Here is a 24,404-nt window from a genome sequence, read left to right as displayed (position 1 = left end):
TTTTAGAGAGTCGCCCGTCTCCAAATGCTTTCCCCTTAACTGCTTGCGCGTGTATTCTGATTGGATTTTCCACTGCCTTTTACTCCTCAAAACCCCTGCTCTTATTACTTTACTTCGACTTGTGTGTACACCGTAGCCCCTAAAAGGGAGAGAGGCTTTAAAAGCTTGATTCTTTCGTTCAAAAGTAAAAAGATTTCTGCCCCTCTCCGCGTCGGAGAGGGGTTGGGGAGAGGTTCATCGAACTCACATTAATTATGTCTACCTACTTATCAATCATGCAAATTTAGTATAAAACTCAATTTATATCTGCGGTAAAAGACAAAATTAATAATTTGGTATGATCTGGAATAGTTGTGGATGCATTTGTATTCATACTCGTATTGATATATTTAATGAAAGCTGGGTCTTGTGGCAACTCACATCAACTCACGCCAAATGCATCTAAAATTTTCTCAAGAAATTAAGTCGTTGCTGCGACGCTTGGCTGAACAGCATCTGTCTCTGGGCGATATTCTGGCAGAGACTTCCGAACGGGGTTTTAGTCTAGTCATTGCATTATTAGTTTTACCATTTTTGTTTCCCATGCCACCGGGATTAACTGGCCCTTTTGGTGCTGCGTGTTTGTTGTTGTCAATGCAGATGGTTTTGGGCAGGCGATCGCCTTGGCTACCCAAAAAAATTGCCCGCTACAAATTTCCTCGCCCTTTTGCCCAATTACTTCTACAAAACCTGCAACGCCTTACTAAGATATTAGAGAAAATCACTCGTCCTCGGTTGGCAAAAATAGCCAATAATCCATTAACTTGGCGAATCAATGGGCTTTGTATCTCTTGGTTAACTATATTATTAATATCACCTATTCCTTTTACCAATCCCTTCCCTACTATAGGTATTCTAATTTTGGCAGTTGCCACCATTGAAGCTGATGGTTTACTGATTTGCATTGGCTATTTTCTCACTGCTTTAATTACTGCACTATTTGGATTTATTGGTTATGCTCTTTGGTTAGCCCCTAGTTTGCTACCATCTATCTTTAAATAGTGACGAGGATAGGGGGATAAGGGAATAAATAAAATAAAAACCCTCAGCCAAAAGAAAAGCTAAGGGTTGTAATTTAATTTAGGGTGCATCTACTATCTATGTATCCACGATAGTTGTAGCTACACCCGGACGAATTGAAAAAAGCCAAGATATGTGGTAGCACATATTCAATAGAATTCAAGAAGGTTCAGTTCGCGATATTGATTCTTGGCTAATCCCTCAACCCCATGTAGAAAGCTCATAGATTAGTTTTTGCTAACTCCAAGCAAAACGCTGTTTTTGCTTTCGCTACTAAATAATAACGAGCTCTTGAATTATGGAGCGAACATATACTATGCTACTTTGGTTAGCCGAAATAGAATATCTGTAAGAGTGCATTTAATGGCTGAAAGTAAAATACTGTCCTCGACAAATAATAGCGGTATAACTCCTAAAAAAAGCGAACGAATTCCTGAATTAGACGCTATTCGAGCAATTTTAATTTTATATATTGTAGGATTTTGGCATTTATTGCAATATTCATCTATTCCTAGCTTTTACAACAATTTTATTACAAATTTTATTACCCATTGCGCCTTAGGAGGCTTTACATTTATATCTGCATTTTTACTTGGCTACCGTTATGAATTTAATTCTTTTAATGATATAAAACATTTCTTCATTTTTAGATTTTTTAGAATATATCCCCTGTTTATTGCTACTCTTTCTGGCTTTTTACTATTTAAACTGATAGACCAAAAGACTTTTATAATTTCTGCATTTCTACTTAACATGATATTGGACGTTCGATTACTAACTCTTTGGTATGTAACGATGATTTTATTGTTTTATCTTTTAGTACCATTTCTTTTATATAAATATAATGCTAAAAAAATAATTGTATTTTCTACTATTGGATTTCTTATTCTAACTCTCTTATATTGGAAAACTAGCTTAATCAGTCCGCGTCTTCTATATTATTCCCCAATTTTTGTATTTGGATTGATTGTGTCTAGAGCCAAGAAACTTCAAGAAATGCTTGCTAATTATAAAATATTGACAATATCTTTGTTTATTCTAGCTATAGTATTTAGTTTGTTTCATATCAGAGAATCATTGCATTGGTCTATTAATGTACTAGTAATAGCTTTTGGCATTTTTGCGTCTTTGCCTGCTATCTGGGCTTTGGGTAAATTATCTGTAACTATATTTAACCAAAACATTATTAAACTAGTTAGCTATTCTTCATTCTGTATGTATTTAACACATAGGATAATTTTACTTGGAGTTAATTATTATAAACCCACATCGCCATTATTATCCTACTTGTATTTGCTTTGTGTGTGGTTGCCTTTGATAGTCTTAATATCTTATTTTGTTCAGCGTTATTATGATTTAGCTGTGAAGAAAATTATGCCATCAAAGGTTTCAACTTAGCTCGACTTTATCCATTTTCTCTGAATGCGATGCCTGCGGCAAGCCGCTAAAAAGCTTCTACGCTAACGCTGAAAGCTTTGTGAAACCATCGTTTGACTTTTTCGATTTCACCAATAACCAGTGACATGGAAAAAGTTTTTGCCAAAAACCTAGGGTTTTTGCTGTATAACGAGAACCAAGTTCTTAATTTTGGATAAAGTCGAGCTTAGAGGTAAGCAAAACTTGTAAGAATTTAGAAGTCAGAATAGTTAGAGAAGCACACGAAGATTGGATGAATGAATATCCCGATGGTACTAAACTCATTATAAATTTTGAATTCTGCTTTCTGGATGCTGAATTCTAACTATCAAATTGTTAATTCTTCAAAAAGTCTTTCGGGTGTCATGGGAAGTTGGTATAGTCTGCATCCAGTTGCATGTGCGATCGCATTGGCTATGGCAGGCGCTGTACAATTAATCGTAATTTCCCCCACTCCTTTAGCGCCAAATGGGCCGTAAGGGTCAGATTTTTCTACTAAAATTACTTCTATTAGTGGCATATCTGCCGCTGTAGGAATACGATATTGGCGCAATGTTGGGTTAATAATTTTCCCTTGTTCGTCAAAAAATAATTCTTCCATTAAAGCATAGCCAATCCCCATGGCGATACCACCTGTCGCTTGTCCGTGACAAATTCGGGGATTTATTGCCTTACCTAAATCAATTGCTTGTACGCATTTCAAAACTTGAGTTTTACCAGTTTCTATATCAACTTCTACCTCTACACCTTGAACGGCAAAAGTTAATGTTGATTCGTCTGCGGCATAGGAGACTTCAACACTATTTTCATTAGAGGAGAGGAGTTTTTCGGCTGCTAATTTAACAGCTTGTCCAGAAATATAAACTGTAGCGGAAGCATAAGAACCAGAATCAAAAGGTGTGAGTTGAGTATCGCCAGAAATAATCTGAATATCGGCAACTCTCACACCTAAAATTTCTGCTGCTATTTGTCTTAAAGTTGTATCTGAACCAGTGCCAACATCTACCGAACCAGTTCTTAACTCATATTTGCCTTCAGATAAGCGTGATAATTTCACATTAGCCAGGTGGATTTTTGATAAACCACTGCCTTGCATCGAAACAGCAAAACCTATGCCACGACGGCGAGAACCTTCTACTTTTGGTAATGTACCAGTCACATAACCAAGGGACTCGATAACTTTTTCCCAACATTCTTGAACAGCGTAGCTACCAATTAAGTTAAAGTGGTCTTCAGACCTGCCTAAATTAATCACATCTCCTGGTTGAATTAGGTTTTTTAAACGCATTTCTACAGAATCGATGTTTAGCTTTTTAGCGATTTCATCGATTTGACTTTCTATGGCGAATGTACCTTGAGTTGCACCATAGCCGCGAAATGCACCAGCTGGCATTGTATTTGTATAAACTGCAAAACCCTGCAATCTTTTATTTGGGCAACGATATAAACCTAGGGGAATATAACCTGCTAAAAATACTACTGTTTGCCCATGATTTCCATAAGCACCTGTGTTGCCAATAATTTCCATATCTTGGGCAACTAATTTACCGTCTGCTTTGACACCACTTTTAATACGGATTGTCATCGCATGGCGGCTATTTGTAGCAGTAAATTCCTCGTTTCTAGTGAATTCCCATTGCACGGGTTTGCCTGTACGCAGGGTTCCTAAAGCACATAAATCTTCTGATAAAATCTCTTGTTTGTTGCCAAATCCACCGCCAAGCTGTGCTTTATAAACGCGGATTTTCTCTTTGGGTAAATCGAAAAGTTGTGAGAGTAATCTTTGGCAATGAAATGGTACTTGGGTACTGGAACGCACAACTAAAGTACCATCTGCTTCTAGCCAACTAATAGTTATATGCGGTTCCAGGTGGACATGTTGAACTGCTGGTAAATAATAAGTGTTTTCGACAATCAAATCTGCTTGGGCAAATCCTTGTTCTAAATCACCTGATTCGAGAAATATTTGCCCGGCAATGTTTAGATTTCGATGAGGAATTTGCAATGATTCTGGTTCATCGTGAATTACAACCCCGTTACCTTTGATTGCTTCCATCGGGTCGATAACGTGGGGTAAGATTTCGTAATCGACAGTAATTAATTGACAAGCTTGTTCGGCAATACTGGGTGATTCTGCAACTACAGCGGCAACGCGATCGCCTACAAATCTCACTTTATTATCTAATAAGTAACGATCTAACGGATCGGGTACTGGTTCGGCATGACCGGCAGTGGTGTAGGGTATCCTAGGTACATCTTCGTGGGTGAAAATGGCAACTACTCCGGAAACTGCTTTCGCTTCTTCTGTATGAATATTACGGATACGTGCGTGGGGATGGGGCGATCGCAGTACTTTAAGATGTAACAATCCAGGTGGTGAAATATCTGCTGTGTAAGATGCTTTGCCAGTGACAATTGCTGCACCATCTTGTTTAGAAATGCTTTCTCCGACTGAGTGGGGAGTGGGCAGTGGAGAGTTTTGAGTATTACCCCTCTGCACGCCAGTTGCTTCAAGTCGGCAGAGCCGCCCAACGCACTGGCTTCCCTCTGCCCCTCTGCACGCCAGTTGCTTCAAGTCGGCAGAGCCGCCCAACGCACTGGCTCCCCCCTGCCTCCTACCTTCTACCTCCTGGCTTCTACCTTCTTGAATACTTTCGACAATTGCTTGATAACCAGTGCAGCGACAGAGATTGCCTTTTAAAGCTAGGCGCAGTTCTTCTTCTGATAATTTAGGTAACTTTGCTGCACTCATAATTGCGCCAGGAGTACAGAACCCACATTGAAAGCCTTGTGCTGCCAAAAAGGCTTGCTGCATGGGTGCAAGTTCCCCATCTTGGGAAAGTCCTTCAATGGTAGTTACTGATTGATTAGCAATTCGCATTCCTGGATAAATGCAACTATGGATTGGTGTATCATTTACCCAAACTGTACAAGCGCCGCAATCACCAGCATCGCAAACACGATGGACACCAAACCAACCCAATTGACGTAATAAACTTAAAAGACTAGTTCCAGGGTGACAAGTTACCGTATAAGATTGACGATTAACTAAAAACTGTAAGTCTTCTAGCATTTTTAATTTTTAATTATTAAAACATCGCTTGATTAAAACTGCCGTCATCTCTCGGCGATAAGTTGCACTTGCCCTACTATCTTCAATAAAATCTTCATTTTCTAAAGAGTTAATTAACTGCGTTGGTGCTGTTTTCACATGTTCGCATTCCAGTAAGCGGGGTGCGGCAACACTAGCACTAATTACACAACGCACCTGTTGATGATTGCTAGCAATCACCACAATTGCCAAAGCCGGATCTGTCGCTGCAATGCTAAAGCGTTGATAATTAATTGTCCATTTTAAATTAGACAAAGGAATTAAAATTCGTCTAAGGATTTCTCCTGGCTGTAAAATTGTCTTTTTAAAACCTAGTTGAAAGTCCTTTGCTGTAACTAGACGCGACTCTCCCTTTAAATTCAAAATTTCGTAACTTGCATTCAACGCCACCATTACCGGTGCCAAAGTTCCCACAGACAAGGCAAGACAAATATTTCCTCCTACTGTTGCTATATTAATTACTTTTAATGATGCTGCTAGTGCCGCAACTGCACTTTTAAATCCCGCCGTTGCTGTCCATTCTGCTAACCAAGGATATTCTAATAACTTAATTAATGCACAAGTCGCGCCAATACTTAAATAATCTGCTTGAATCTCAATTTCAGACCATCTTAAATACTGCGTATCTACTAGTACTTTAAGATGTGGTTGCGGTTCGGAAAATAACCACGTTCCACCAGCTAACCAAGCCCAACCTTCACCCCAGTTGGGGATAGTTTGAATATTGTCAGGACGTAAATAGGTTTCGATGTTTGGCAAATCCATTGATTTACCTGGATAGTTTCCAGTTATATTACCAAAATAAAATTTAAGATGAGGCAGTGCGTTGTAGAGTATTCCTTCGCACTCCGGCTATGAATGATTTAATCACTCCCAGTCTTTGGCTGTAGTGGCGTGTCAAGGCTAAAGTAGTGCAATAGAAAAATTCGATTATGTGTCTAAACTTCAATTTTTCAGAGATTTTTAATGCAACATTTTAGCCTTGCCATGCCACTACCAGATGAAAAATAATGTGGGTAAGATTTTCCGAATTGTCTATACACCGTAGCCTTGTAAAGGAGAGAAAACCAGATTTTGGATTTTATAAAGTAAATTTTAATCAGTAAAAATGCCCGTTTGCTTTCTCAAACCCCAGTTTACTTTCTCAAACCCCAGTTTACTTTCTCATTTCAGTAGATTCAGCAAGCAAAAAGGCATATTACTTTCTCAAACTCCAGTTTGCTTTCTCATTTCAGTAGATTTAGCAAGCAAAAAGGCATATTGCTTTCTCAAACTCCAGTTTGCTTTCTCATTTCAGTAGATCGCGCACTCATTTTACCCAGTCCCCAGTCCCGTTTACATATCAGATGTTCTTATATTTACTTTACAAACCTGCCATTCGCGAGTTTTTACGGTATAAGGGATTCATCAACTCAAAGACACAAAATACAAGAGTTTCTTGGTTTATGAAGACCACAAATCATCTAAACAGAGAAAAAACTGCTTTAATCACTGGCGCATCTGGTGGAATTGGCTACGAATTAGCTAAGTTATTTGCTCGTGATGGTTATAATTTGGTACTAGTCGCCAGAAGTGAAGAAAAGTTAACTCAAATTGCTAAAGAATTTACAGAAAAATCCGGCATAAAAGTTGAAATTATTGTTAAGGATTTATCCTTGGCAACAACGCCAGCAGAAATTTTTACAAAACTACAACAAGCAGCTATCAAAATTGATGTGCTGGTAAATAATGCTGGATTTGGTAGTTATGGATTTTTTCACGAAACCGACCTCAAAACCGAACTAGAAATGCTACAAGTAAATGTGGTCAGCCTGACTCATTTAACTAAGTTATTTCTTAAGGATATGGTGGAGCAAGGCTATGGAAAGATATTAAATATCTCTTCCGGTGCTGCTTTTCAACCAGGCCCTTTATTAGCAGTTTATTTTGCAACTAAAGCTTATGTATTATCATTTTCAGAAGCGATCGCCAATGAATTAGAAGGTACAGGTGTCACTGTAACTGTTGTTTGTCCGGGAACAACGGCATCCGGTTTTCAACAAAGAGCAGCTATGGAAGAATCTAAGCTGGTCACTAGTCAAAACGTTATGGATGCGGAAACCGTAGCAAAGATTAGCTATCAAGGCTTAATGTCAAACAAAACTGTTGTCGTTCCTGGGATCAAAAATAAATTACTCGCTGAAGCCGTCAGATTTACACCCAGAAAAATGGTGGTAAAAATCGCCAGAAGTATGAATAGTAAGTAATAAAAATTTACTATTTTATACTCAATAAAGCTGTGTGTGGTGTTACGCTGATGTTTTAAATTCCACATAACATTTCCAAGGTGTAAATTAAACACCTCCTTGTTTTCTTAACTATTGGCAGTGGTATCAGCGTTGCTAGATTTAAGGATTAAAGTGAGAATATGTAAAGTTATTTATGAACTTGCATAAATTCTTAATCCACTCCGATAACTCTCAAGAAGGCATTGCTTAATTTCTTTAGAAAGACTTAACAAGTCTGCTTTTAAGCTTGATTTTTCCATATTTATTATCAGCAATGCCCTTTTGTGTGCTGATTTTACGAAACCACCTTTAGCGCTTTTGAAGTATAACGGCAGTGTCTTAGAAAACTCTGCTTTGCGGTCGAAAATTCTGGTTCGGTCGGCTTTTGCCTTCATCTTCGATGTAGGTGAAAACTATCTTGCCATGTCCACAATTTGCAAGGATTTATACTTATGACTCGTTTATCAAACCCAATTGAAGATATAAAAAGTCACTATAAAGTTGTGGTCATTGGTTCCGGTTATGGTGGCGGTATCGCGGCTTCACGCCTATCGCGTGCTGGACAGCAGGTATGCGTACTAGAACGAGGTAAAGAATTTCAACCAGGCGAATATCCAAATACTGATGTCAATGCGGTAGGTGAAATACAAGTAGATTTACCAGGCAAACACATTGGTTCGCGCACGGGTTTGTACGATTTTCGCGTTAATCAAGATATCAATGTATTCATGGGTTGTGGACTGGGTGGTACATCGCTAGTTAATGCCAATGTGTCATTGCAAGCCGAACCGCGTGTGTTTGAAGATCCGCGCTGGCCTAAGGAATTGCAAAACGATGTCGATACTTTATTAGCAGAAGGGTATCGTCGCGCTGAAGAAATGCTCAAACCCAACTCCTATCCTGAAGATTCGCCAGCTTTGCCTAAATTACAAGCACTGGAAAAGTCTTCTAAATATTTGAATGAAAAGTTTTATCGCCCACCCATTAATGTAACTTTCAAAGATGGGGTGAATCATGTAGGAGTGGAACAAAAGAAATGTAACTTTTGCGGTGATTGTGTATCGGGTTGTAATCACGGCGCAAAAAATACTACTTTAATGAATTACCTGCCTGATGCAAAAAACCACGGTGCAGAAATTTATACGCAAGTATCTGTGCGGACAGTTGAAAAGCAAGGCGATCGCTGGTTGGTTCACTTTCAATTACTCAACTCCGGACAGCAAATATTTGATGCGCCCACAATGTTTGTCAGTGCCGATATTGTTGTTTTAGCTGCTGGCACACTTGGTTCTACAGAAATTTTACTGCGATCGCAACAAGCAGGTTTATCTGTGTCCAACCAACTAGGACACAACTTTACAGGCAATGGCGATGTATTAGCCTTTGGCTACAACACTGACCAAACCATTAATGGAATTGGCTTTGGCAACCGCGCTGGAACGCGGGAATCAGTCGGGCCTTGCATCACCGGCATTATCGATATGCGCGAACAACCACGACTAGATAACGGCATGGTTATCGAAGAAGGTTCAATTCCCGGTGCCCTCGCGCCCTTTTTACCCGCCAGCTTTGCTGCTGCTGGCAAAGTACTGGGTAAAGATAGCGACGAAGGTTGGGGCGATCGCATCAAAGAAAAGCTAAGAGAAACAGAGAGTTTGACTCGCGGTGCTTACACAGGTGCAGTTCGCAACACCCAGACTTATTTAGTGATGACCCACGATGATGCAGCCGGACAGATGTACTTAGAAGATGACCGTCTGAGAATTCGCTGGGAAGACGTAGGCAAACAATCCATCTTTCAACGAGTGAACGATCGCCTTGCAGAAGCAACTCGTCCTTTAGGTGGCACACAAATTCCCAACCCCATTTGGACTAGTTTATTTGGTCACGACTTGGTAACAGTCCACCCACTTGGTGGCTGCATCCTAGCAGAAGATGCCGAACGCGGCGTAGTCAACCACAAAGGACAAGTATTTTCCCGCGATCGAGGTACAGCCGTTTATGAAAACCTCTATGTTGCCGATGGTTCAGTAATTCCCCGTACTTTAGGTGTAAATCCTTTACTGACCATTTCCGCCGTAGCCGAACGCTGCTGCGCCCTCATCGCCAAAGACCGGGGTTGGACAATTAACTACGACCTACCTTCAGTACCGCCAACAACACCGACAGCACCCGCCAAAGTGGGAATTCAGTTCACCGAAACCATGCGCGGCTACTTTTCCACCCAAGTCAAAGATGACTATCAACGTGCATTACAGCAGGGTAAAAAAGATAACTCTCCCCTGCAATTTACTTTGACAGTCATTTCCGATGACTTGGAAGACTTGCTCAACGACATCGACCACACGGCCAAGATAGTTGGTACAGTTACAGCCCCTGCGATCGCAGCCGAACCACTAACCGTCACCGATGGCATATTCAATTTGTTCGTCAAGGAACAAGACAAAGCCAAAACACGACAAATGCGCTACGACCTGCACATGACAACAAAAGCAGGACAAAAATACTACTTCGAGGGATTTAAAGAAATTCACGATGACCCAGGCTTTGATTTGTGGTCTGACACTACCACTCTTTACATCACCATTTATGAGGGCGACAGCAACAAAAATTCCGTAGTTGGTAAAGGCATTCTCAAAATTCAGCCCGCAGACTTCATCAAGCAAATGACTACCCTCAAAGTCACCAACGCCCTCAGCCGTGCAGAAAGCCTGCAAGCGATCGATCGCTTCAGTCGCTTCTTTGTCGGCACCTTATCCGAACTCTACTTTTAGATGACTATTGTACAGACGCGATTAATCGCGTCTGTACCACTGACCACTGACTAAAATATATATGCAAATCGACTTTCATCATGGTGTCACCTACGTAGCAGCACGACTAGCTGGGTTTGAGCATAAAGCTGCTAATACCATCGCTTACAGTGCCCAATATGTAGACGATGCTATCAACGACGGATTAATCCGGTTTGACAACGGCGCACTGTTTAGCCGCATGAGTTCCGCTCATAAAATGCTGGACTACCGCAACTTTCAGGAACTGGCAAATTATCGCGTTTGGATTCCGTTTCATTTTCTGCCTGGGAACGCCGGATTAAAAGCAGGTGAAGATCCTGATGGGAAATTTATCGACAAGCTTATTTGTCGTCCCAACAGCGATGTCGCACAGCAAATGGTGCAAGAGTGTATTCAGAAACGTCACTCTCCCTACGGATTGCATCGACTTGGCATCACTATGCATGTATATGTTGATACTTGGGCACACCAAGGCTTTGCCGGAGTTAATCATCAGGTTAATGAAGCCAAAAATCTGCTAGATGAAAACGGCAAACCAGATTATAACCTCATGGATAGGCTTCAGAATTACTTCGTCAGTGAAGCCTTCCCCTTGGGACATGGAGCGGTTCTCAGCCATCCTGACAGACCCTTTTTGAGCTGGGGTTACATCAACGGGCGGGGAGAGAAAATCATCAGAAACAATCCCAAAGACTTTCTAGAAGCCGCCGACCAGATGTGCAAAGCCATGCAGCGATATTTGGCAGGCGATCCAGATGCAATTGTACCGGGACTGCCAGAACCAGATAAAACCTTAATCGATGTATTGCTGAGGAATATTACTGATAATAGCGGTAGCGTACGCCACCAAAAGTGGTTAGATGCGATCGCCCAAGGTAAATTCAGCTTTGGCAAAGCCGATGTTACCTACATCCCCAAAGGCAAAGACTCCTGGAAACATACAGCTTTAGGTACAGAAGACTTAGTCGAACGAGAAAACGAAATATTTCCCTATCACTCCAACTTTTTAGCCAGTGATTGGAAACTATTTCACGACGCTTTGCAGTCTCATCATTTCTACATCGTCCACGACCTGCTACCCAGATATGGAATCTGCGTCGCCTGATCGAGAATAAGGGGGACAAGGGGGAATAAAACCTTACTCTTGTACAGACGCGTAGACGCTCGTAAGAGCGGCTTCTCGTAAGAGTATAATCGCGTCTCTCAGCACTCACAACACAGAGGTGTTTTATGGCAACAACCACAACTGCACCAGAAAAAGTAGGGATTCAGTTTACTGAAACCATGCGCGGCTATTTTTCTACAAAAGTCAAAAACGATTATCAACTAGCAGCACAGCAGGGTACACAAGATAACTCCAAATTTGAATTCACCCTCACAGTGACTTCCAACGATTTGGACAAAATGCTTACAGACGAAAGCCACAAAGCTAAATTAGTTGGCAGTGTCACCGCACCAGCACTATCGCCTACACCTTTAACAGTTAGCGATGGTGAATTTAACTTATTCATAGTTGACCCAGCCAGCGTCAATACGCGGCGCATGGTCTATCGCATGAAAATGACTGCCGCCGACGGTAAAGTTTACTATTTTGAAGGCTTCAAAGTCGTACACAACGACCCTGGTTTTGACATCTGGGCAGACACCACCACCTTATACATTACCGTGCATGATGGCGACAGTCCCAACAGTCCAGTTTTGGGACAGGGAATCATCAAAATTCTGCCAACAGATTTCCTACATCAGCTGTCTACCTTGGAAGTTACCAACACCACTAATCTCCAGCAAAAAATAGAAGAAACTGCCCGCTTTGGCAGCTTCTTTGCTGGAGTCTTGTTTAACGTTTACGGTGGTATATTTGCGCCTTCCAAAATATTCAATCCAGATGCACCACCCCGACAAAAGCGTCCTCTAAGGATGTCAGCGCCCGAAGTTTATTTCTTCAAAACTACTGATGGAGTGCAGCTGCGACTGATTCGATATCAAGGCGGGACGAAAGGGCCAGTCATGCTAGCACCAGGCTTCGGTACTTCCACCTTGGCATTTTCTATCGATACCGTCGAAACTAACCTGCCAGAGTTCTTGTATGCTCACGGCTATGATGTTTGGCTATTCGATTATCGAGCCAGTGCAGACTTGCCATCTGCCACCACCCAGTTTTCAGCTGATGAGATTGCGCTTTACGATTGGCCAGCAGCAGTTAAACAAGTACGTGCTATCACTGAATCAGAAACAGTTCAAGTCGTCGGTCACTGCGTCGGCTCTATGTCCTTTTTGATGGCGATGCTAGCAGGTCTTCAAGGAGTTCGTTCCGCCGTTTGTTCTCAATTAACTACCCATCCCAGAGCCGCAACCCTCAACGAAATCAGAGCTGGTTTGCGTCTAGCTTCATTTCTCACAGTACTGGGAGTAGACACTCTCGACCCAGATTTTGATACTCATGCTGATTGGCAAGATAAACTTTACGACACAGTTTTAAGGCTGTATCCCACCAAAGAACCTTACAACAATCCAGTTGACCGCCGCATTCTGTTCATGTACGGAGAAGTTTACAAAATCGCCCAACTAAATGAAGCAACTCACGATGCCGTTCATGAGATATTTGGCCCGGCTAATATGACCTTCTTTCGACATATATCTCTCATCCTGCGCGAGGGTCACATTGTCAACAAAGATGGTAAAGATGTTTACTTGCCTCATTTAGAACGCCTAGCCATTCCCATTGCTTTACTTCACGGTGCAGATAACGCCTTTTTCCTGCCAGAGGGTTCGGCAATTACTTATAAGTTATTGTGCGAAAAAAATGGTGGCGATTTGTACGTGCGCCATGTTATCCCTGATTATGCACACATGGATTGTTTCATGGGCAAAAACGCCGCAAGAGACATTTTCCCCACCATCTTAGCGGAATTGGATAAGTTCAATTAGTCCAGGATGAGGAGGATAAGAGAGCAGGGGAAGCAGGGGAAGAAAGAATTAATACTCCAATCCTCAATCCCCAGTTCCCAATCCCCATTGCCCCTAATCCCCAGAGGGGACCCCGAGTTCCCCAATCCCCAATCCCCAGTCCCCATACACCCCGAAGGTAATTGCAAATGAGCGATCAACTAGTTAGTGAACCTCTGGTATCGGATATCAAAAAGCACCCTGGTTTACAAGCGCTATTAAGTTATCCACTGGTAGAAGCAATTGTGGAACGGCGTACTCGTAGAGTAGCTCAAGGTGCTTCCATTGACGCTGGGGAACTCAGCTATACCAGCCCGAATCAACCAGACCCTCTGACTCCCCTAGAAGAGGCAATTTTGATTGTCGCTACGGGGATGACTGGTATCACAACTCACGACGGCCCTCTTTATAAACCCGAAGGTGGCAAAGAATTAGGAACCCCTTTTCTCAACATCGTTGCTCGTTCTGGGAGTAGCGCTGATAATTCGCAAGCGACTTCCTTTTTCATGATTAATGATGAAGGTATCTGGCTAATTAAGCGGCTGAAAGGTAGGGAAGCATTAGCAGCCCTTGGCGATCTACCGCCGAAATGGGAAGATTGGTCAGAGCAAGACTGGCTGAAAGCTGCTGCTGCTGTCAAACATAAAATTAGCGATCGCCGCCTAGATTTCCCCCGTATTTACCCTTACTATCTAGGCTGGAACAAGCAAATTTCTAACCTTCCCGGTACAACTCTGTTTTTCCCAGTCGTCGATTGCACTCGTCAATATATCAATGTCATTCTCATCCTGCTTTCGGAACCAGACGGTCAAAAACCTTTGTTTGTCGATGACTGGCAAAAGTTTAGACCAAAAAGCTTGTCAGACTGGGCAGCTTGGGTAGGAATGCACCTAGGGTTGAGTCCCAAAATTCCCTATCAACCCATCGGTGGCATTGAACGAGTCAAAGGTGGCTTTGTCAATCCCAACAACACCGTTCCCTTGGGACTGGCTCAAACAATGCGTACCGAGCATGAATGTTTCTTTATTTTGCAAAACTTAATGCTCATTGGTCAGGCAATGGGTGTTGGTGGTTGGGTACATGGGGCAGTCTTCCAGCCCTTCATTCTCCAGCACGACCCAGACAAGGAATGGTATGGTCTAGGATTTCGCATGGAACCGCCAACTCCCAAACAAAGTATTTGGGCACCGCCACCAGCTTCTCAAGCCAATCCAGTTGGTATTGATGGCGTGTTGGAAGGACTTTGCCCGCCTTACGTTAAATCTATGGATGAAGCGGTCGATCGCGTCATCGAAGAGAAGTACGGCAGCCAAGGAGCCTATGGGGATAAAGAGGTGTTTGCCCGCTCCTATCAAGCAAAATCAAGTGCTGAGGCTTTCTTGCGGGATGCAGAACCCCACTCCAAAGAAACGATTCAGTATACCAAAGATATCTGCAACTACATCTACGACACCTACGGTCGCTTTCCTGCCCACATCGATGCTTTCTTCGTTCCTGGCATCTGGCTTCAATTTAGCCATCTAGAGTTGGAATATTACCAGAAGTATTACGACCCCGCTCTTTTCAGTCGTCAGGCTCAACATGCTGAGCTTTGGGGCAAGCACTAATCAAATTTTAGATTTTAGATTTGGGATTTTGGATTGTACTCTAATCTAAAATCCCAAATTCAAAATCGAGTGGCTGTTCCTGTGTTTTTGTCAGAGGAAAATATGTTAAAAGTTATCAGGATTGCTGCTATAGCGCTGGTTTCCGTTTTGCTGATCGGAACCTTTGGGTTTTTGTACATAGAATCAACTTGGGCGAAACCTGTATTTAGAACTCCAAAAGAAGCATTTATCCACGGAAGTATCGGCACTGAGTTAGCACCCCTGCCAGTTTTTCAAGTCCTTCCCGATTTATTCCCCGATCAATTGCAGCCAGCAGGTAAAGAAGCTGGGGATTGGGTTCAGCAATTTGGATTTATCCACGGAAAGCCAGATGAAAACGAGGGGTTGCCAGTGGGTTTTAATATTTCCAACTTTCAACCGCAATCAGGAAAGCCTTCGCCTGTAAAATTTGTGGGTTTTAGCTGTGCATTGTGTCACACATCCCATATTCGGAGGTTTCCAGACGATGAGGGTGTAGTCGTCACAGGGATGGGGAGTACTTCCTTAGACTTGTTCGCTTGGGTAGATGCTTTCAAAACAATACTTCTCGACGAAAAGCGTCTAACTGTAGAAAACGTTGCCAAAGCTTATGAAGCTAAATACCATAAATCGCTAGGAATTGTTGATAAAACTGTAATCGGTTTTTGGTTGTCGACTGCTAGAGGTCAAGTACTAGCTTCACTTCCGAAATGGGATAACCCTTACAATGGCAAAGACCTGAGAGACTCTAAGTTATCACCCATCGGCCCTGCTCGCACCCAACCTTTTAAAGAGTTGGTACACTTCATGATGGATCGTCCCGCCGCCTTGGACAAGTCCTATTCCAAACTCCCGTCATTGTACGAGCAGAAACATCGAGATTGGGCGCAATATGACGGTAGCGTTAAAGATCGTCTCAGTCGCAGCGTACTTGCAGCAGTGGCAGCAGGAGCAACACCTAATAACTTAGTCGTGCCAGAAATTTCTCACAATGTCGTTCAAGCCATTGAATATACATTAGATTTGCAAGGGCCTAAATATACAGAGGTCTTCAAAGACCAAGGTATTACGCTCGTTCCACAGAAAGTAGAACGCGGCCGTGCTGTCTTTCAGCAGAATTGCGCTAGCTGTCATGGGTATCGCAATTCTGAAGATGGAAGTTGGGTGAAAGGGGAACTTCAAGGTTTAATTACCCCAATAGAAGATATTCAAACTGATTCCGAACGGTTGAACTATCGTTACTACAAAGAACTGCCGGATGTCGTTGATAGTTTCTTCCCTGATGGGCATCCTTTGAAGCCCAAACGGGAAAATCTTCGACCAGGGCCTTTAGGAGATACCAAAGGTTTCATTAATGCTCCCATCGAATCGGTTTTTGCTCGCGCTCCATATTTGCATAACGGCAGTGTTTTGACTTTGGCAGAGTTAGTTAATCTCAAACCTCGTCGAGAGCTTTTTTATCGCGGAGACAATCTCTACGATCCGGTTGATGTTGGTTTGGCTTCACCAACTGAGCCAGACGATAAACATTACTTTAAGTTCGATACTCATGTTCAAGGAAACTCTAACAAAGGACATGACTATCCCTGGTCTTATCAAGGAGAAGGTTGGGACAAGGCAGCTTTGGAAGATTTATTAGAGTATCTCAAGACACTTTAAAATTTTGTATTTAATCTCTGTGCCTCTGTATCTACAGGAGTTTGCTTAACGGGGGGGAACCTCCGCACGCTACTTCTCTCTGTGGTTAAATAAATGATTTTTTAACCACAGAGGCACAGAGAACACAGAGTAAAGAGGTTAAAAATGGAAATATTTAAATCAAAAAAAAAGATTTCTTTAGCAGAATTTGCTAATACTTTTTTAGCTTTTGGAATTATCCTAATTGCTGCTTTAATAGCGGCAGAATTAAAACCAAATTTGAATTTACATCGTGCTATTTACTCATTTTGGGCTAGCGCAATTTTATTCATTCCAGCAATTTATTTATATATTTTGCATGGAAAATCAGCTAATAAGAATAATTATTGGTTACTACTATGGACTTTTAGCTTTTTAGCTTATTTAGTTCATTTGTTTTATGAAGTATTTTTAGTCCCAGACAGCATCAAAGCAACTTTTGCAATTGATGGAACTGCTATTACTGCAAGCGAACTAATTCTGGCTTTATGGTGGGGATTAGATATCAGTTTGGCATGGTTTAGTGATTCTTCGGCAACCTGGATTAAGAAGCAAAGAATCGGAGTAAATATATATGCTGGTTTGAGCTTTTTAGTTGGCACTTTGATTGGACAACAGGGATTTGCTCGAATTTTGGGAATTATTTTAGCTATCTCTATTTTGGTGGGTTTGTTGGTGCGCTACCACAATAGCCGCAACGGTCAAGATAGTGAAGATTTACCACCTGGTTCCTACGGTTTACCCCTAATCGGAGAAACTATTGCTCTAGCTTGGGATAATCACCAGTTCTATCGCCAGCGCTTTCAAAAGTATGGTTCAGTCTTCAAGACTCATCTTTTCGGCAAACCCGTTATCGCCTTTATCGGCCCAGAAGCTTTTACCTTCTTCCTAAACCAAGAATACTTTACCCGTGAGAAAGCTAATCCACAACCGATACAAGAACTATTAGACTGGGAGTCCTTACCATTATTAGATGGAAGCGAACATCGCCGCCGAAAAAAAATTATTCTCGAAGCTTTTACGCCACAGGCTTTCGATAAATATATTCCCCTAATTGAACAAGCAGCCACTTATTACCTGGAACGCTGGGAAAAGCTAGGTAGCTTTGCTTGGATACCTGAATACCGTAAAATGAGCGCCAGTCTCACCAATGCTTTGTTTACTGGCGGTTCCCCAGGGCCAGAAAGTGAAGCAGTGGGGGAAGTGATTGAAACTTTTCTCAAAGGTTTCACCTCAATACCAATTAACCTGCGTTGGAATGCTTACGGAAAAGCGCTGCAAAGCCGGGACAAGTTGCTTGCTCTCATCGATAAAGCAATTATTCAGCACCGTCAGCAACCTCAGTCAGATATGCTGGGACTGCTGTTAACAGCGCGTGGTGAAGATGGAAGTACCCTCACTGACGAACAGCTACGCCGTGAGGTACTGCACCTATTCTTTGCAGCTTATGGCGGAATTTATATCTCGTTAACCTTTCTTTCTCTAACTCTGGCTCAACATCCAGAAATCATCAGCCGCGCCAGACAAGAAGTCAATCAATACGCTTCTAGTGGCTCGTTGAATTTCGCGCAGTTGCAAAATCTGGTGTATTTGAAGCAAATTGCTTACGAACTCCGCCGCTTCTATCCCATCAACGCTGCTACTTTTTTCGGTCTAGTTAAAAAAGAGTCTAAGTTTCAAAACTTCCGCATACCGCAGGGTTGGGGTGCAGTTGGAGGAATTCATACTACCATGCATATTCCCCAAATATTTCCCGAACCGGAAACTTTCCAGCCTTGCCGCTTTGCTGCGGAAAAGTTCGCATATTTACCAGAAAATAGCTACGTACCCCACGGCGGTGGAGCGCGAGATAGTCACCGTTGCCCAGGTGAAGACTTGATTACAGTATTGATAAAAGTAATAGCGGTGCATTTGTTACGTCAGTATAACTGGGAATTACCGCCGCAGAATCTGGAATTAAACCGTAACCTTTTTCCCATTCCGCGTGACGGTTTGAAAGTAAAGTTTGGCATTTATGCGGAAAATCCCAAGCAGAAAGTTAGTTAGAGGAGAGCAGTATTGTGAATATCTTAATCTGGGCGATCGCTATTATCTTGCTTATCTACGTGGTAGTGGTAGCAAGTTCAGCACGGTTACTAATTAAGCCGAAGCGGCAGCAAATTTGGACTAATCCCAGGCAAGATGTAGGCTTAGATTACGAAGATGTGGAGTTTCCAGCTCAAGATGGAGTATCTATCAAAGGCTGGTTTATCCCAGCATTGCAGACCCCAGCCGCAACTGTAATTATGGTACACGGCTGGCCGTGGAACCGGATTGGTACAAAGGCTAACGACTTATTAGGAGATTTACCAGGCAGCAAGCCAATTAACCTTTTGCCCTTCACCAAAGCATTGCACGAAAGAAACTATAACGTGTTGATGTTTGATCTACGCAATCATGGCGAGAGCGATGCCAAAATTCCCCTCACCTCTGGCTGGTTGGAAAAACGTGACTTATTGGGAGCCATCAATTATGCCAAGAATCGAGTCGAAGTAGACTCAAACCGCATTGGTACTATCGGGTTTTCTATGGGAGGCAACACTGTAGTTTTCACTCTTCCCCATACTACAGATATTAAAGCAGCCGTCGCCGTACAACCCAATACCTCAGCAGTATTTGGACAACGCTACCGCGCCGATAAATTCGGCCCCTTAGATAAACTGTTTGGGCCAGCAGTAGAAATACTCTATCGTTTATCGGGCGGGCCAAGCACTGCTTTTATCCAACCTGCCTATGAAGCAGCCGCAGCTCGTGATATTCCTGTGCTTTATGTACAAGGCACCGGCGACAAATGGGGTAGTGTTGATGACGTTGCCAACATGGTGGCATCCACTCCCAATGCCGTCGAGCCGTTGTATCCTGAAACCGATCACCGCTTTGGCGGGTATCAGTACGTCGTGGATTACCCAGACAAAGTACTAACTTTCTTCGATAGGTATTTGAGTAAGTAAGATACAGAATAATTCGTAATTGATAATTCGTAATTCGTAATTAAAATCCATTATTACGAATTACGAACTACGAATTAGTAATTATTTGGTCATATCCAAGGTATAAAAATGCGTATACACGCTGTTCAGAGTGGACTTGTATCGATTAAAACCTGCCAGTGCTACAGCAAAGGTCATGGTACCATGCGTCTAGTAAACACCATTCTTGACCGCAATTGGACTGACCCCTTACCCATTTATAGCTGGGCAATTGAACATCCCGAAGGAATTATTCTAATTGATACAGGGGAAACTGCACGCACCTTGGAACCTGGGTACTTTCCTTGGTGGAACCCTTATTTCCAACTAAGTATCAAACCATGTTTGCAGCCTGAAGATGAGGTGAATTTTCGGTTGTGCGCCTTGGGTATAGAACCAAATGATATCCGTTGGGTGATTCTCACTCATCTGCACACAGATCATATAGGCGGGCTGCACCATTTTCCCAATGCAGAAATTATTATCTCTCGCAGAGAGTACGAACTGACTGGTGGATGGCGCGGACAGCTAAAAGGCTATTTGACCCACCAATGGCCAAAGTGGCTAGCCCCCCGCTTAATAGAGTATGAGCCTAAACCTATAGGCCCTTTCCCGGAGAGTTTCACATTGACAAAGGCTGGAGATGTCAAGTTAATTCCCACACAAGGACACACTGGAGGTCATTTATCAGTTTTAGTACAAACTGATGGACTATCCTTATTTTTTGCTGGTGATGCCTCTTACACTCAGCAACTGATGTTGGAGCAGATTGTTGACGGTGTCGCTCAAGATGAAGAACAATCTCGCCAGACACTTAAGCAAATTTTGCAGTACGTACAAGAATTTCCCACAGTTTATCTTCCTAGTCACGATCCTAGTGCTGCTCAGAGGTTAGCGGAGCAAACTATTGTTTCGGTCTAACTATTGTGTATTTTCACAATCATCTCAAAAGGAGTTACCCGCATGTCAAACCCACTTCCCATTAGCGGTTTTGCACCTTTACCCAAATCATTCATGTTCGGTGTTGCTACAGCCGACCACCAATGCGAAGCTTACGATTCCCATTATGAAGACATTCGGGATGTGTGGGAGCGTCGTCGTGCCCTCACCATCAGGGGTCAAGCAACTGATTTTTGGAATCGCTACGCTGAAGATATAGCCTTGGCGCAGTCCCTCGGTTGTAAGGTATTTCGCTTTTCTATCGCTTGGTCGCGGGTAGAACCTAAACCTGGTGAGTTCAGTGAGGAAGCTTTTGAACATTATCGCCAGGTGATTGAAACCATTCGATCGCACAACATGGAACCATTGGTAACTCTACACCACTTCACCCATCCCATCCATGTAGAAGCACGAGGTGGTTTGACTTCGCCAGATTTCCCTGCTATTTTCGCCAACTATGCTACAGAAGTTGCTAAGCGTTTAGGCCCTTTAGCACGCTACTGGATTAGTTTTAACGAACCCAGCCAATTGATCTACGGCTACGTCAAACCTTGGTGGGAAAGAGCTTACTTTATGCCTCCCGGTCTCGACCGAGGTGCTAGCATCGCCAATCAGATGACCTCAGTGCAAAAGCTAATGCGGAATTTGTTTGTGGCACACACTAGAGCCAGAACTATCCTCAAAAAAGTCAACCCAGATGCCCAAGTGGGAGCAAACCCCATGCTGTTGGGTCTACCTTTGTGGGTACAAAGACTGATAGATCGCAACGTCACTAATCTCCGCCGTCCTGAAGATTTTATTGCTCAAGGAAAGCGTTACACTGAACGAGCTTTGCTGGAAAAAGGACAGGTAGATGTAGTTATTGCCACCTTAACTGTGACTCAAGAGCGACAACAGGAAGTGGCATTCTCTGAAGCTTACTTTCAGGCAGGTCAAATTCTTTTAGTCAAATCAGACAGTCCCATTCAGCAACTCGAAGATTTTAATGGCAAACCTGTGGCTGTGGTCAAAAGCTCTACCGCCGAATCTACGGTAGATAGACTACTTCCTGCGGCCAATATCCAAGTGGTAGATGATTATACCGATGCCCTGAGAGCGCTGGACTACGAGCAGATTAGTGCCATCTTAATTGATGACATTATTCTGTTAGGTGTCTTGGAGCAGTATCCAGGAAAATACCGCTTGGTGGGTAATAACGGTGACAGATTGACTGAAGAAAACTATGCTGCCGCTGTAGTTAAAGGCGATCGCGCTTTACTCAATGCTGTAGATGGAGCTGTACGATATTTCAAAGAATCCGGTGATTGGAAAGCCAGCTTTACCCGTTATTTCCCCAATCAACCCGTGCCTTCCGTACCTCCCATAGGCAGGCGATCGACTCTAGCCGACATCACTACTGGTTCCTCAAATTCTCCTACTGCAACTTTTGCACAGCCTCTACCCCTAGCTAAATCAGGAACACCGTTGCGTCGCATTCAAGACCGGGGTTATTTAATTATTGCCGTCAAAGATAACGTGCCTGGGTTTGGTTATCGTGACCCCAATACCAAGGAGTTCAGCGGTTTAGAAATCGATTTGGCTCGTACCGTCGCCAAACAAATTTTCGGCGATCCTAGCAAAGTTAAGTTTTATCCAGTTTCCACTCAGGAACGCCTGCCTGTGCTGCATTCGATTGCACGTATCTTCGACCCAATTCTGAAAATCTTCAGCATCCTTTCGACATCGCTGACAAGTAACTGGTGGCATCTCGGTATGGCTGGCAAGCTGCCAACATTTCTCTGTCCCCAAGAGTGCGTCGGTCAGCAGGATTTTGTTGGCTTTGATTACTACTGGGGCATTAGCAGTTTGCGACTCAACCGTATCCAGCAGTTGATGGATGCAGCATTTGGGCGTTTTGGTAATGCGCCAGTTTGGTCTGGGGTACTGTATGATATGCTCAAATTCCACGCCCAGCTGTTCCCCGGCAAGGAGATTATGATTGTTGAGAACGGCTGTGTTGATGTGGCCGATAAAGTGGTCACGCGCGTGGACTACCTTCGTCAGCACGTCCAGCAGGTGCAGCGTGCCCGTCAGGATGGCGTGAATGTGGTGGGTTATGTCTCTTGGTGCATCACTTCTAACCGTGAATGGGGCCTGAAGTTTGGCCCGGATAGCGATTTTGGGCTATACCATGTTGACCTAGATACTGACCCAGAATTAAAGCGCCAGCCAACTCTTGCTGTAGCCGCGTATCGAGAGGTTATCAACAAAGGTGGGGTGTAATTTTTCTTTCAGCCAGAAGAATAAACCAAGTTGGAAAATAGGGAGTAGCAAGTAGTGGGATAGGGGCGCAAGGTCTTGCGTCCCTATTTGTGAGTGGGGAAGAAATATTTTCATCCTCTCGTTTTTTATTAAAAACAACTGATACCAATTTGAAAAAAGAATGCGACAGATACTTTGGTAGAGGTGTACCGCTAAAGCGAAACCCGCAGGTACGGTCTTAGCCTTTACAAACAATCCATGTATCGCAAAGATTTAGGACTTACAGGTTGACAAAATAGACAAACAATTAAGTAAAAAGAATCAGAAAAAAATAGGCGATCGCTAAAGAGTTTCAAGCTAATCAAAAGAATCAGGTACAGTTTGCAATTAAAACTTCTAGTACTACTGGCGGGTTTGAAAAATTCTGTGCCGGAGAAACAGAGATTAGCAACGCTTTATACCAAGTTGTCTTTGTTCGTATTATTTGCTCAAAAATTAATTCAGTAGTGACCTTGATTCTAAACAAGGCTAACTTTGGCAACTTGGTAAGTAGTCAGACATAATTAATTACACAACGTCATTGCGAATGGAGCGAAGCGAAATGAAGCAATCACAAGGGCTGGGATTGCTTCATTTCGCTTCGCTCGCAATGACCGTAAATATATTTGTCCATATACTTATCATGACTAATTTTAAAAACCGAGATAAATATATTAGTCATGGGCAACACTATTACTAATTAAATTTTTCTTGGTCACCTCTGTGATGCTTTGTCAGCATTTGCGACTTTTTTCTCAAATCTAGCTTTGCGCTACATCTCTCAAAATACGCCTCGCAATTCAAAAAACCAATTTCTTTATTGCTCATCTGAGTTTGTTTTTTGTTTTATTTGCATCAATTTTCTAATTTCCTCAATAGGTAATCCTAATTCTTGGCTAATTGCAGCTTCAAGTTGATTGAATTCTGTTATTGCAAACTCGAATTTTAGTTCTTTTAGCACTGAAGAATTCGTCTTAACTTTAACCCTAGAAATACCTTGATACTCGTTTATTTCTGCTTCGATTGACGCTACGGTTTTGTTAGGCTGTACCAATTGAGAATCAACCTTCAGGTATTTCGTGGTTTGATGAGTACGACTCAAAATTCCATCCATTAGAAATCCGCTTCCTACCCAAAAGGCTAAGCCGAGTAGAGGCAAGGGTAACCAAAACTCTAATCCCAAAGAACACAATATTTGAAACCATCGGGATTTAAGCATAGACTTAACATTAGAAATTAACAGTTGTAAGGCAGATTAGGATATAGAAAATAAACACAAT

Annotated in this window: 16 protein-coding genes; 12 read left to right on the top strand and 4 right to left on the bottom strand. The window is 42.6% G+C overall.

What is annotated here, in order from left to right; all coding sequences use genetic code 11:
• Positions 1-435: 435 nt before the first annotated feature.
• Together RMY31_RS36725 and RMY31_RS36720 are read left to right on the top strand one after the other, a co-directional pair.
• Positions 436-1,041, top strand: a complete 606-nt coding sequence (locus RMY31_RS36725; RefSeq protein WP_322661467.1) for an exopolysaccharide biosynthesis protein — start codon at positions 436-438, stop codon at positions 1,039-1,041.
• A gap of 381 nt (positions 1,042-1,422) precedes the next feature.
• Complete coding sequence (locus RMY31_RS36720) at positions 1,423-2,457, top strand: acyltransferase family protein (RefSeq protein WP_322661460.1); 1,035 nt, start codon at positions 1,423-1,425, stop codon at positions 2,455-2,457.
• Positions 2,458-2,803: 346 nt separating this feature from the next.
• Here the strand turns inward: RMY31_RS36720 and RMY31_RS36715 are convergent, their stop codons facing one another.
• On the bottom strand, positions 2,804-5,548 hold the full coding sequence (locus RMY31_RS36715) for a molybdopterin-dependent oxidoreductase (RefSeq protein WP_322661458.1): 2,745 nt from the start codon (positions 5,546-5,548) through the stop codon (positions 2,804-2,806).
• 9 nt (positions 5,549-5,557) lie between these two features.
• Positions 5,558-6,352 (bottom strand): FAD binding domain-containing protein, encoded by a 795-nt coding sequence (locus RMY31_RS36710; RefSeq protein ID WP_322661456.1) that lies wholly within the window; start codon positions 6,350-6,352, stop codon positions 5,558-5,560.
• Positions 6,353-7,032: 680 nt separating this feature from the next.
• Between RMY31_RS36710 and RMY31_RS36705 the strand changes: the two genes are divergently transcribed.
• Positions 7,033-7,833, top strand: coding sequence for an SDR family oxidoreductase (locus tag RMY31_RS36705; protein ID WP_322661454.1), 801 nt, complete (start codon positions 7,033-7,035; stop codon positions 7,831-7,833).
• 173 nt (positions 7,834-8,006) lie between these two features.
• Here RMY31_RS36705 and RMY31_RS36700 read toward each other — a convergent pair whose 3' ends face one another.
• Positions 8,007-8,249 (bottom strand): hypothetical protein, encoded by a 243-nt coding sequence (locus tag RMY31_RS36700; protein WP_409879737.1) that lies wholly within the window; start codon positions 8,247-8,249, stop codon positions 8,007-8,009.
• Between the two features lie 57 nt (positions 8,250-8,306).
• Here RMY31_RS36700 and RMY31_RS36695 point away from each other — a divergent pair, with 57 nt between their 5' ends.
• From RMY31_RS36695 to RMY31_RS36655, 9 genes are all read left to right on the top strand, one after another.
• Positions 8,307-10,628 (top strand): GMC family oxidoreductase, encoded by a 2,322-nt coding sequence (locus RMY31_RS36695; RefSeq protein WP_322661451.1) that lies wholly within the window; start codon positions 8,307-8,309, stop codon positions 10,626-10,628.
• 61 nt (positions 10,629-10,689) lie between these two features.
• On the top strand, positions 10,690-11,754 hold the full coding sequence (locus tag RMY31_RS36690) for a DUF6765 family protein (protein ID WP_322661449.1): 1,065 nt from the start codon (positions 10,690-10,692) through the stop codon (positions 11,752-11,754).
• A gap of 125 nt (positions 11,755-11,879) precedes the next feature.
• Positions 11,880-13,577 carry an alpha/beta hydrolase gene (locus RMY31_RS36685; protein ID WP_322661446.1) on the top strand — a complete coding sequence of 566 codons (1,698 nt, stop codon included), beginning with the start codon at positions 11,880-11,882 and terminating at the stop codon, positions 13,575-13,577.
• Positions 13,578-13,744: 167 nt separating this feature from the next.
• Positions 13,745-15,202 (top strand): hypothetical protein, encoded by a 1,458-nt coding sequence (locus tag RMY31_RS36680; RefSeq protein ID WP_322661444.1) that lies wholly within the window; start codon positions 13,745-13,747, stop codon positions 15,200-15,202.
• Between the two features lie 102 nt (positions 15,203-15,304).
• The gene (locus RMY31_RS36675) at positions 15,305-16,879 is read left to right on the top strand and encodes a hypothetical protein (protein WP_322661442.1); all 1,575 of its coding nucleotides are present in this window, start codon (positions 15,305-15,307) and stop codon (positions 16,877-16,879) included.
• Between the two features lie 144 nt (positions 16,880-17,023).
• Entirely contained in the window at positions 17,024-18,943 is a 1,920-nt protein-coding gene (locus RMY31_RS36670; RefSeq protein ID WP_322661440.1) for a cytochrome P450, read from the top strand.
• 14 nt (positions 18,944-18,957) lie between these two features.
• On the top strand, positions 18,958-19,887 hold the full coding sequence (locus RMY31_RS36665; RefSeq protein ID WP_322661438.1) for an alpha/beta hydrolase: 930 nt from the start codon (positions 18,958-18,960) through the stop codon (positions 19,885-19,887).
• 108 nt (positions 19,888-19,995) lie between these two features.
• Positions 19,996-20,826, top strand: coding sequence for an N-acyl homoserine lactonase family protein (locus tag RMY31_RS36660; RefSeq protein WP_322661436.1), 831 nt, complete (start codon positions 19,996-19,998; stop codon positions 20,824-20,826).
• 42 nt (positions 20,827-20,868) lie between these two features.
• Positions 20,869-23,106 (top strand): family 1 glycosylhydrolase, encoded by a 2,238-nt coding sequence (locus RMY31_RS36655; RefSeq protein ID WP_322661434.1) that lies wholly within the window; start codon positions 20,869-20,871, stop codon positions 23,104-23,106.
• Between the two features lie 835 nt (positions 23,107-23,941).
• On the opposite strand, the gene RMY31_RS36650 is transcribed toward RMY31_RS36655, so the two are convergent.
• Positions 23,942-24,343, bottom strand: coding sequence for a hypothetical protein (locus tag RMY31_RS36650; RefSeq protein WP_409879728.1), 402 nt, complete (start codon positions 24,341-24,343; stop codon positions 23,942-23,944).
• Positions 24,344-24,404: the final 61 nt, after the last annotated feature.

The organism is Dendronalium sp. ChiSLP03b, from assembly GCF_034531165.2.
Classification (GTDB): Bacteria; Cyanobacteriota; Cyanobacteriia; order Cyanobacteriales; family Nostocaceae; genus Dendronalium; species Dendronalium minutum.
The sequence above is the reverse complement of the archived record's forward strand: the minus strand, read 5'-3'. Positions and strand labels throughout refer to the sequence as shown.

Coding starts and splice junctions, on each gene's coding strand:
- RMY31_RS36695 (WP_322661451.1), top strand. CDS start 8,307: ATGACTCGTTTATCAAACCCAATTGAAGATATAAAAAGTCACTATAAA.
- RMY31_RS36720 (WP_322661460.1), top strand. CDS start 1,423: ATGGCTGAAAGTAAAATACTGTCCTCGACAAATAATAGCGGTATAACT.
- RMY31_RS36725 (WP_322661467.1), top strand. CDS start 436: ATGCATCTAAAATTTTCTCAAGAAATTAAGTCGTTGCTGCGACGCTTG.
- RMY31_RS36705 (WP_322661454.1), top strand. CDS start 7,033: ATGAAGACCACAAATCATCTAAACAGAGAAAAAACTGCTTTAATCACT.
- RMY31_RS36715 (WP_322661458.1), bottom strand. CDS start 5,548: ATGCTAGAAGACTTACAGTTTTTAGTTAATCGTCAATCTTATACGGTA.
- RMY31_RS36670 (WP_322661440.1), top strand. CDS start 17,024: ATGGAAATATTTAAATCAAAAAAAAAGATTTCTTTAGCAGAATTTGCT.
- RMY31_RS36680 (WP_322661444.1), top strand. CDS start 13,745: ATGAGCGATCAACTAGTTAGTGAACCTCTGGTATCGGATATCAAAAAG.
- RMY31_RS36660 (WP_322661436.1), top strand. CDS start 19,996: ATGCGTATACACGCTGTTCAGAGTGGACTTGTATCGATTAAAACCTGC.
- RMY31_RS36675 (WP_322661442.1), top strand. CDS start 15,305: ATGTTAAAAGTTATCAGGATTGCTGCTATAGCGCTGGTTTCCGTTTTG.
- RMY31_RS36685 (WP_322661446.1), top strand. CDS start 11,880: ATGGCAACAACCACAACTGCACCAGAAAAAGTAGGGATTCAGTTTACT.
- RMY31_RS36690 (WP_322661449.1), top strand. CDS start 10,690: ATGCAAATCGACTTTCATCATGGTGTCACCTACGTAGCAGCACGACTA.
- RMY31_RS36650 (WP_409879728.1), bottom strand. CDS start 24,343: ATGCTTAAATCCCGATGGTTTCAAATATTGTGTTCTTTGGGATTAGAG.
- RMY31_RS36710 (WP_322661456.1), bottom strand. CDS start 6,352: ATGGATTTGCCAAACATCGAAACCTATTTACGTCCTGACAATATTCAA.
- RMY31_RS36700 (WP_409879737.1), bottom strand. CDS start 8,249: ATGAAGGCAAAAGCCGACCGAACCAGAATTTTCGACCGCAAAGCAGAG.
- RMY31_RS36655 (WP_322661434.1), top strand. CDS start 20,869: ATGTCAAACCCACTTCCCATTAGCGGTTTTGCACCTTTACCCAAATCA.